An 8672-nucleotide genomic window follows, 5' to 3' on the forward strand; every position below is an offset into this window, starting at 1 on the left:
TCATCGCGCTCGCGGCGGTGGCCGCGATCGCAGCTGCCATCTACGTGTCGAAGCGCCGCTCGATCCACATCGGCGGTGACGACGACACCGCGTCGCCGGCCGGCCCTGCGACGGACGGTGACGAGCGGATCGCGGCGGGTACGCCGACCGGGAACCCCTCGGCGCACCCGTCGACGCCGGGCTCGGCACCTGCCCAGACGGACCCGGCCCCGACGCAGCCGTTCGAGCCTCCACCCGGACGCTGACCGAGGGAGACGCTGGTCGACCCGGCCACCCGGCACCGTGCGTGTCGAGGGGGCCGGGTCGCCGGCATTTCGGGGGTCGCCCGACGACCGCGACCCGGGATTCTCGGGGTCCGCGCTACCGTAATCCGCCGTGAGTCCAATCGGGCCACCCGGAACCATCGCTGAGCCGGTACATCAAGAGGGAGCACCCACCCACGTGGCACACAAGTTGGTGATCGTCGAGTCCCCGGCCAAGGCCCGCAAGATCGCGGAGTACCTCGGCGCCGGGTACGTCGTCGAGTCCTCCATCGGCCACATCCGGGACCTGCCGAACAACGCTGCCGACACCCCGGCGAAGATCAAGGACAAGCCCTGGGGCCGGCTGGCCGTCGACGTCGAGAACGACTTCGAGCCCTACTACGTGGTTCCCCGTGACAAGAAGAGCCACATCACCAAGCTCCGGGGGCTGGTCAAGGACGCCGAGGAGCTCTACCTCGCCACCGACGAGGACCGTGAGGGCGAGGCCATCGCCTGGCACCTCCTCGACGAGCTGAAGCCCAAGGGCATCCCGGTCAAGCGAATGGTCTTCCACGAGATCACCAAGCCGGCGATCCAGGCGGCCGCGGAGAACCCCCGCGACCTCGACATGGACCTGGTCGAGGCGCAGGAGGCCCGCCGGATCCTGGACCGGCTCTACGGCTACGAGGTCTCACCGGTGCTCTGGAAGAAGGTCATGTCCGGCCTCTCCGCCGGCCGGGTCCAGTCGGTCGCGACCAGGTTGGTGGTGGACCGCGAGCGGGATCGCATGAAGTTCCGGATCGCGTCGTACTGGGACCTCGAGGGCACCTTCGACGCCGGCGAGAAGCACGACCAGCGGATGTTCCCCGCCCGGTTGCACTCCGTCGACGGCGGCCGGGTCGCCCGGGGATCGGACTTCGACACGCTCGGGCAGCTCAAGTCCGACAAGGTCGTCCATCTCGACCGCGCCCGGGCCGAGGCCCTGGCGGACGGCCTGCGCGACACGACGTACGAGGTGCGGTCGGTCGAGTCGAAGCCGTACCGTCGCTCGCCCTACGCGCCCTTCCGTACGACCACGCTGCAGCAGGAGGCCTCGCGGAAACTGGGCTTCTCGGCGTCGATCACGATGTCGGTGGCCCAGCGGCTCTACGAGAACGGCTACATCACCTACATGCGGACCGACTCGACCACGCTCTCGGGCGGGGCCGTCCAGGCCGCGCGGTCGCAGGTGCGGGACCTGTACGGCACGGAGTACCTCCCCGACAGCCCGCGGACCTATGCCTCGAAGGTGAAGAACGCCCAGGAGGCGCACGAGGCGATCCGTCCGGCCGGCGACTCCTTCCAGACGCCGGCCCAGACCGGCCTGACCGGAGACCAGTTCCGGCTCTACGAGCTGATCTGGATGCGCACCGTCGCCTCCCAGATGAAGGACGCGGTCGGCCAGTCGGTCTCGATCCGGCTGGGGGGTGCGGCCTCCTCGGGTGAGGACGTGGTGTTTGCGGCATCCGGCCGGGTGATCACCTTCCACGGGTTCCTCAAGGCGTACGTCGAGGGCACCGACGACGCCTCCGCGGCGCGGGACGACGCCGAGACCCGGCTGCCCAAGCTCGAGGAGGGGGACGCCGTGTCGGCCGCGTCGGTGTCGGCCTCCGGCCACGAGACGAAGCCACCGGCCCGCTACACCGAGGCGACCCTGATCAAGGAGCTCGAGGACCGCGAGATCGGTCGGCCCTCGACCTACGCCTCGATCATCAAGACGATCATCGACCGCGGCTACGTCTACAAGAAGGGCACCGCGCTGGTGCCGGCCTGGCTCGCGTTCTCGGTCACCCGCCTGCTCGAGGCGCACTTCGAGCGCCTGGTCTCCTACGAGTTCACCGCCGGCATGGAGGACGTGCTCGACGAGATCGCCTCCGGACGGGCTGATCGGGCGACCGAGCTCGCTGAGTTCTACTACGGGTCCGAGCGGATCAAGGGTCTGCACCCGCTGGTCACCGGGCTGGGCGAGATCGATGCCAAGGAGATGGCGACCTTCCCGGTCGGCGACGACGACAGCGGGATCGTGCTCCGGGTCGGGCGCTACGGCCCCTACCTCGAGGGGCCCGACGATGACGGCAACCCGGCCGGCAAGCGGGCCAACGTCCCCGACGACCTGCCGCCCGACGAGCTCACCCTCGCCAAGGCCCGCGAGCTGTTCGCCAATCCCGCCGGCGAGGAGATCGACCTCGGGACGCACCCGGAGACCGGGCTGCGGGTCGTGGCGAAGAACGGCCGCTTCGGGCCCTACGTCACCGAGTCCCTTCCCGAGGACGCCCCCAAGTCGGCGAAGCCGCGGACGGGGTCGCTGTTCAAGTCGATGACGCTCGAGAGCATCACCCTCGACGACGCGGTGAAGCTGCTGTCCCTGCCACGGGTCGTCGGCACCGACGCGGAGGGCGTCGAGATCACCGCGCAGAACGGTCGGTACGGGCCCTACCTCAAGAAGGGCACCGACTCGCGGTCGATCGACTCCGAGGAGAAGCTGCTCACGATCACCCTCGACGAGGCGCTGGCGATCTACGCCCAGCCCAAGCAGCGCGGACGGGCCGCGGCCTCGGCCCCGTTGAAGGAGCTCGGCAACGATCCGGTCTCCGGTGCTCCCGTGGTCGTGAAGGCCGGGCGCTTCGGCGAGTACGTCACCGACGGCGAGTACAACGCGACCTTGCGCAAGGACGACTCGGTGGACGACATCACCCTCGATCGGGCGGCGGAGCTGCTGGCCGAGCGCCGGGCCAAGGGGCCGGCCAAGAAGGCCGGCAAGCGCGGGGCGAAGAAGTCGGCGGCCAAGAAGACCACGAAGAAGACAGCCAAGAAGGCGACGAAGAAGACCGCCAGGACGGCGACCTCGAAGAAGTCGTGAAGGAACCCGCGGTTCCGCAGATCGGCGAATCTCCCACGCGGGCGTCGCCGGAGGTCTCATACTCTCCGGCATGGAGCGGAACTTCGTGGGCAAGGCGGGGCTGGTCGTCCTGACCGCGCTGTTCCTCGTGGGCGGCTTCTTCCTCCACCTGTGGTTCCTCGTCGAGAACTGCTATGCCGGAGCGCCGGGCCGGATGCCCGCCCCGGCCTCGGTGCAGGGAAAGTTCTGCGGAGACGGGTCCAGCCCGGCCTCGCTGGTCCTCCTCGGGTTCGAGGCCGCTGCCGTCGTCGCGGTGATCGCGCTCGTGAGCGTGCGGCGCGACGCCCGCAGCTGGGTGGGCAAGGTGGCCGCCTGGCTGGTGCCGATCCCGATCATGGCGGCGGCCTGGGCCCTGCTGATGCTCCCGCCGGACGAGTGCTCCGACTCTGCCGAGGCGACCGAGGGCACCCGCGCCTGTGCGACCCACTTCGCCGGCGGCTGACCCGGTGGTGGCGGGCGTCGGTGCCACCTCGTAGGTTCGGCTCGTGCCCCAGCAGACCGGCTTCTACGCGCCCACGGGTGTCTTCGTGTGCTTCGAGGGGGGCGAAGGTGCCGGCAAGTCGACGCAGACCCGGGCGCTCGAGGCCTGGCTGCGCGCCGAGGGGTACTCCGTGCGGCTGACCTTCGAGCCCGGAGACACCGAGGTCGGTCGGCGGGTGCGCCAGATCGTTCTCGACCCCGCCACCGGTGAGCTCGCCGACCGCACCGAGACGCTGCTCTACGCCGCCGACAAGGCCGAGCACGTCGACACCGTCGTACTGCCCGCGCTGGAGCGGGGCGAGGTCGTGATCACCGACCGCTACGTCGACTCGTCGCTGGCCTACCAGGGCGCCGGCCGCGTCCTCGACCTGGCCGAGGTCGAGCGCGTGCAGCGCTGGGCAACCCATGACCTGCGCCCGCACCTGACCGTCGTCCTCGACCTCGCCCCCGAGCACGGGCTGGGCCGGTTCACCGAGCGCGACCGGATCGAGGGCGAGTCGGTGGAGTTCCACGAGCGCGTGCGGGCGGCGTTCGTCGAGATGGCGGCGGCCGACCCCGACCACTACCTGGTGGTCGACGCGCGCCGGCCCGTCGACGACATCGCGGCCGACGTCCGGGATCGGGTGGAACCGCTGCTCGGACAGGCGAAGCGGTGAACGCCGTCGAAGCGTCCGCGGCGACCGGCGGAGTCTGGAGCCACCTGGTCGGCCAGCCTCGCGCCGCCGCGGCCCTCGCGGCGGCGGCCGACGGCCACGGGATGACCCACGCCTGGCTGTTCACCGGGCCGCCCGGGTCGGGCCGCTCCAACGCCGCGGTCGCCTTCGCCGCGGCCCTCCAGTGCGAGCGTGCCGGCTGCGGGGAGTGCCATGCCTGCCACACGGTGCTGGCCGGGACCCATGCCGACGTGTCCGTGATCCGCACCGAGAAGCTCTCGATCGGTGTCGACGAGGTACGAGACCTGGTGCGGAGGGCCGCCCTCGCCCCGGTGGGGCGGCGGTGGCAGGTGCTGGTGGTCGAGGACGCCGACCGGCTCACCGACCAGGCGTGCAACGCGCTGCTCAAGGCGATCGAGGAACCCACGGACCGGACGGTGTGGATGCTCTGCGCGCCGACGGTCGAGGACGTCCTCCAGACGATCAGGTCCCGGTGCCGGCTGGTGACCCTGACGACTCCCACGGCGGCCGACGTGACCGACTTCCTGGTCCGGACCGAGGGCGTCGACGCGTCGCTCGCGGCCTCGGCGGCCCGGGCCAGCCAGGGTCACATCGGCCGGGCCCGTGCCCTGGCCCGTGACGAGGCCACGCGCAACCGTCGACGCGAGGTGGTCGCGCTCCCAGCCAGGCTCACCTCGCTGGGTGACTGCATGAACGCCGCCGCCAACCTCAACGACGTGACCAAGGAGGAGGCGGCGGCCATCACCAGCGCACTGGACGAGCGCGAGAAGCGCGACCTCGACGCGTCGTACGGCGTCGTGGAGCGCGGCCGCCGTCCACGGGAGTACGCCCCCGCCCTGGCTGCGATGGAGAAGGCCCAGAAGACACGCGCCAAGCGACGCCACCTCGACGTCGTCGACCGGGGGCTGATGGACCTGGTGTCGGTCTACCGCGACGCCATCGCGGTCGCGGCGGACGCGCGGGTGGCCCTGGTCAACGAGGAGATCCGGCCCGACGTGGAGCTCCTCGCCCGGACATCCTCGCCGGAGCTCAACCTGCGGCGGATCGCCTCGATCTTCGAGGCCCGCGAGCAGATGCTCGAGTACAACGTCCCGGTCTCCCTGGCGCTGGAGTCGATGATGCTGGCGCTCAAGGCGCCAGGAGGTGCCGCGAGATGAAGCGACTCCTGGTCGCGGTGGTGGTGGTGCTGTCGACGGTCGCCGTCGGGGTCGGGGTCCTCGCTCTGCAAGGAGGGGGCGACGACCCGGCCGAGTCCACCTCCAGCCCCTCGGCCACCGGGGACGCCGCGGCCGGTTCGGCCCCGGCGGCCGAGCTCGCCCGCTTCTACTCCCAGGACCTCGAGTGGGACTCCTGCGACGGTGGGGCCGAGTGCGCGACGCTCGAGGTTCCCCTGGACTACTCCGATCCGGGCGGCGCCACCATCGATCTGGCCCTCCTGAGGGTTCCGGCCGCCGACCCCGAGCAACGCGTGGGCTCCCTCGTGGTCAACCCCGGCGGACCCGGCCAGCCCGGCACCGACTACGCCGCCCAGTCCGACCTGGTCTTCGGTGACCCGCTGCTCGAGAGCTTCGACATCGTCGGCTTCGATCCCCGCGGCGCCGGCGAGAGCGCTCCGGTGGACTGCCTCGGTGACCGCGCGCTCGACGAGTACGTCGCCGTCGACCCCGACCCCGACACGGCGGCCGAGCGCCGGGAGTTCGTCCGCCTGTCCCGTGCGATGGCGAGCGGTTGTGCCGAGAGGTCCGGTCGGCTCGCCGCCCACGTGAGCACGGTCGAGGCCGCCCGCGACATGGACGTCCTCCGCGCCGCCCTGGGTGAGTCCACCCTCCGGTACCTCGGTGCCTCCTACGGCACCGAGCTCGGCGCCACCTTCGCCGAGCTGTTCCCCGACCGGGTCGGCCGGTTCGTCCTGGACGGGGCGGTCGACGTCTCCCTGGATGTCCGCGAGCTCGCCCTGGGCCAGGCGACCGGCTTCGAGACCGCCCTGCGTGCCTACGTCGAGGACTGCGTCGCGACGTCCGACCCGTGCTTCCTCGGCGACTCGGTGGAGGAGGGGCTGGCGAGCATCAGCGGCTTCCTCGACGAGGTCGACGCGGACCCCCTGCCCACGGCGACCGGGCGGGAGCTGCGCGTCGGCAACGCCGTCTACGGCATTGTGCTGCCCCTCTACGTCCGGGACTACTGGTTCCTGCTGACCTCCGCGCTCGGAGACGCCTACGACGGCGACGGCTCCGCGCTGCTCCAGCTCTCCGATCTCTACAACTCTCGTGGTGCCGACGGCTACACCGACAACAGTCGCGAGGCATTCGTGGCGATCAGCTGCCTCGACGACCCGTCGTCGATCCCGCCCCGCGCGGTTCCGGCCGCGACCCCGGCGTTCGAGAAGGCCTCGCCCACGTTCGGGGGCTTCTTCGCGTGGGGCCTCACCGGTTGTCTCGGCACCGAGGTCAGGTCGACCGCGGACCCCCTCGAGATCGACGGCGCCGGCGCTCGGCCGATCGTCGTGATCGGGACCACCCGCGATCCCGCGACGCCCTACGCCTGGGCCGAGAGCCTGGCCGACCAGCTCGAGTCGGGCGTGCTGGTCACCCGGGAGGGTGATGGCCACACCGGCTACAACAAGGGCAACGACTGCGTCGACGACGCGGTCCACGCCTACCTGCTCGCGGGCACCGTTCCCGACGACGGCCTGACCTGCTGACCGATCAGGGAGTCGGGTCAGCGGGCGTGGATCGGCTCGGCGATGGCCTGGATCCGGCGGGTCGCGAGCTCGATCATCAACCTCGCGGCGGCCGACAGCGATGCGCCGGAGCGGTGCACGATGGCGAGCGTGTCGAACTGTCGCGGCCGCAGCCGCACCCAGCCCGCGTCCGGCGCCAGCCGGGGGAGCAGCTGCGCAGCGGCGCCCCGTGGGATCACCGAGTCGGCGAGGCCGAGCCCGACGAGCTCGACGGCCGTCTCGACGTCCTCGACCTCGATCCGGGTCTGCGGGTTGCGACCGGTCTCGTGCAGCATCTGCCGCAGCACGGTCCGGGTGGAGTCCTGCTCGCGCCAGGTGGTCTCGGGCATCACCAGCGAGGCCGTCGCCAGCCGCTGCGCGGTGACAGGTGAGGAGATCCGGTCGGGATCCGCGCTGACGTAGACCAGCTCGTCGCGCGCCACGGGGATCACCTGCATCCCCTCGCTGCGGACGGTCGGGACGGCGATCATCGCGGCCTCGATCCGGCCCCGGCGCAGGTCCTCCTGGACGTCACTGGAGTTCTGGCCGACCAGCTCGACCCGCACCCCCGGATGACGCTCGAGCACGTCGGCGATCAGCGCGGCGCCGGCGTACAACCGCGCGGTGCCGAACATCCCGAACCGGATGGTGCCCGTCTCGAGAGCGGTCACTCGCTGCACCGCGCGGCGGGCCTCCTCCGCCGCCGCGATCGTCTGCTCGGCGTGCGGTCGCAGCGAGTCGGCGACCGTGGTCGGCACCACCCCCCGGCCGACGCGCCGGAACAGCGTCGCGCCCAGGGAGCGCTCAAGCGCCCGGATCTGCTCGGAGACCGAGGGCTGCGCATAGCCCAGACGCTCGGCGGCGGCCGTCAGTGACCCGAGCTCGTACGTCGCCAGGAAGCACCGCAGCTGGTGCAGCGAAAGCATAGGCATCTCCTAGGGAACATGCTGGAAAGAGAGGCTACCCCTATGAGGGATGGGATCGGATGATGGTGGTCCGTCATCCAGCTGTCCGCGAGGGAGGGCCCGCCATGTTCGACCACTTCTGCACCGCCTGCCGCCGGCGCCGGCTGATCTTCCCCAGCCAGGTCACCGCGATCGTCAACGACGAGCGGGGCGTCCACGTCGCCTTCACCTGCTGGTGCGGCGCCGAGCAGGAGCTCCAGACCGGCCGGCCGGCGAGTCCGACGCGCCCGTCCGTCGCGGCCTGATCCGCCGGTTTCGGCGGGCGAGTCGCCTGTCCGTATACTCCGTCGGGTTGCCCGGGCCAAGCTCCACTCCGGCCCGGGCAGCAGGCCGCCTTAGCTCAGTCGGTAGAGCGATTCACTCGTAATGAATAGGTCGTCGGTTCGATTCCGACAGGCGGCTCCGACCACCCACCCGCGCTGACCCGCGAAGACAGGGCTCCACCGTTCTCGGACGCGACCAGGTTCATCATGCGGCCCCCAGGGGGTCACTGCGGCCAGTTGTTCATGGTGTGAATCCTCCACAGGGGCCAGGATTCAGCGTTCCTCGCTGCTGCGTCCCCGAAAGCTATGAACCGGACATGTAACCTGAGGTTATGAACGAAGGTTATGAACCGGTACGGCTGAGCCCATTCAGACCGTCGTTCGGCGCGAA

8 protein-coding genes and 1 tRNA gene are annotated in these 8672 nt (G+C 71.0%); 8 read left to right on the forward strand and 1 reads right to left on the reverse strand.

Annotation, left to right across the window (positions count from 1 at the left end; all coding sequences use genetic code 11):
* The 6 genes from VFN12_RS08575 to VFN12_RS08600 all read left to right on the forward strand — a co-directional run.
* Positions 1 to 245 (forward strand): hypothetical protein (locus VFN12_RS08575; RefSeq protein WP_414690020.1); only part of this gene is annotated, 245 nt, incomplete at its 5' end.
* 196 nt (positions 246 to 441) lie between these two features.
* Entirely contained in the window at positions 442 to 3141 is a 2700-nt protein-coding gene (topA, locus tag VFN12_RS08580; protein WP_325118225.1) for a type I DNA topoisomerase, read from the forward strand.
* Positions 3142 to 3211: 70 nt separating this feature from the next.
* Complete coding sequence (locus tag VFN12_RS08585) at positions 3212 to 3622, forward strand: hypothetical protein (protein ID WP_325118226.1); 411 nt, start codon at positions 3212 to 3214, stop codon at positions 3620 to 3622.
* Positions 3623 to 3665: 43 nt separating this feature from the next.
* Entirely contained in the window at positions 3666 to 4316 is a 651-nt protein-coding gene (gene tmk, locus VFN12_RS08590) for a dTMP kinase (RefSeq protein ID WP_325118227.1), read from the forward strand.
* Positions 4313 to 5491, forward strand: a complete 1179-nt coding sequence (locus tag VFN12_RS08595; RefSeq protein WP_325118228.1) for a DNA polymerase III subunit delta' — start codon at positions 4313 to 4315, stop codon at positions 5489 to 5491. The genes tmk and VFN12_RS08595 overlap by 4 nt, the downstream gene beginning before the upstream one ends.
* The gene (locus VFN12_RS08600) at positions 5488 to 7035 is read left to right on the forward strand and encodes an alpha/beta hydrolase (RefSeq protein ID WP_325118229.1); all 1548 of its coding nucleotides are present in this window, start codon (positions 5488 to 5490) and stop codon (positions 7033 to 7035) included. The genes VFN12_RS08595 and VFN12_RS08600 overlap by 4 nt, the downstream gene beginning before the upstream one ends.
* 17 nt (positions 7036 to 7052) lie before the next feature.
* On the opposite strand, the gene VFN12_RS08605 is transcribed toward VFN12_RS08600, so the two are convergent.
* Positions 7053 to 7979, reverse strand: a complete 927-nt coding sequence (locus tag VFN12_RS08605) for a LysR family transcriptional regulator (protein ID WP_325118230.1) — start codon at positions 7977 to 7979, stop codon at positions 7053 to 7055.
* A gap of 104 nt (positions 7980 to 8083) precedes the next feature.
* Between VFN12_RS08605 and VFN12_RS08610 the strand changes: the two genes are divergently transcribed.
* Positions 8084 to 8263 (forward strand): hypothetical protein, encoded by a 180-nt coding sequence (locus VFN12_RS08610; protein ID WP_325118232.1) that lies wholly within the window; start codon positions 8084 to 8086, stop codon positions 8261 to 8263.
* 84 nt (positions 8264 to 8347) lie between these two features.
* Positions 8348 to 8420, forward strand: a tRNA-Thr gene (locus VFN12_RS08615).
* The last annotated feature ends 252 nt before the right edge of the window (positions 8421 to 8672 follow it).

The organism is Nocardioides sp. (assembly GCF_035703625.1).
GTDB lineage: Bacteria > Actinomycetota > Actinomycetes > Propionibacteriales > Nocardioidaceae > Nocardioides.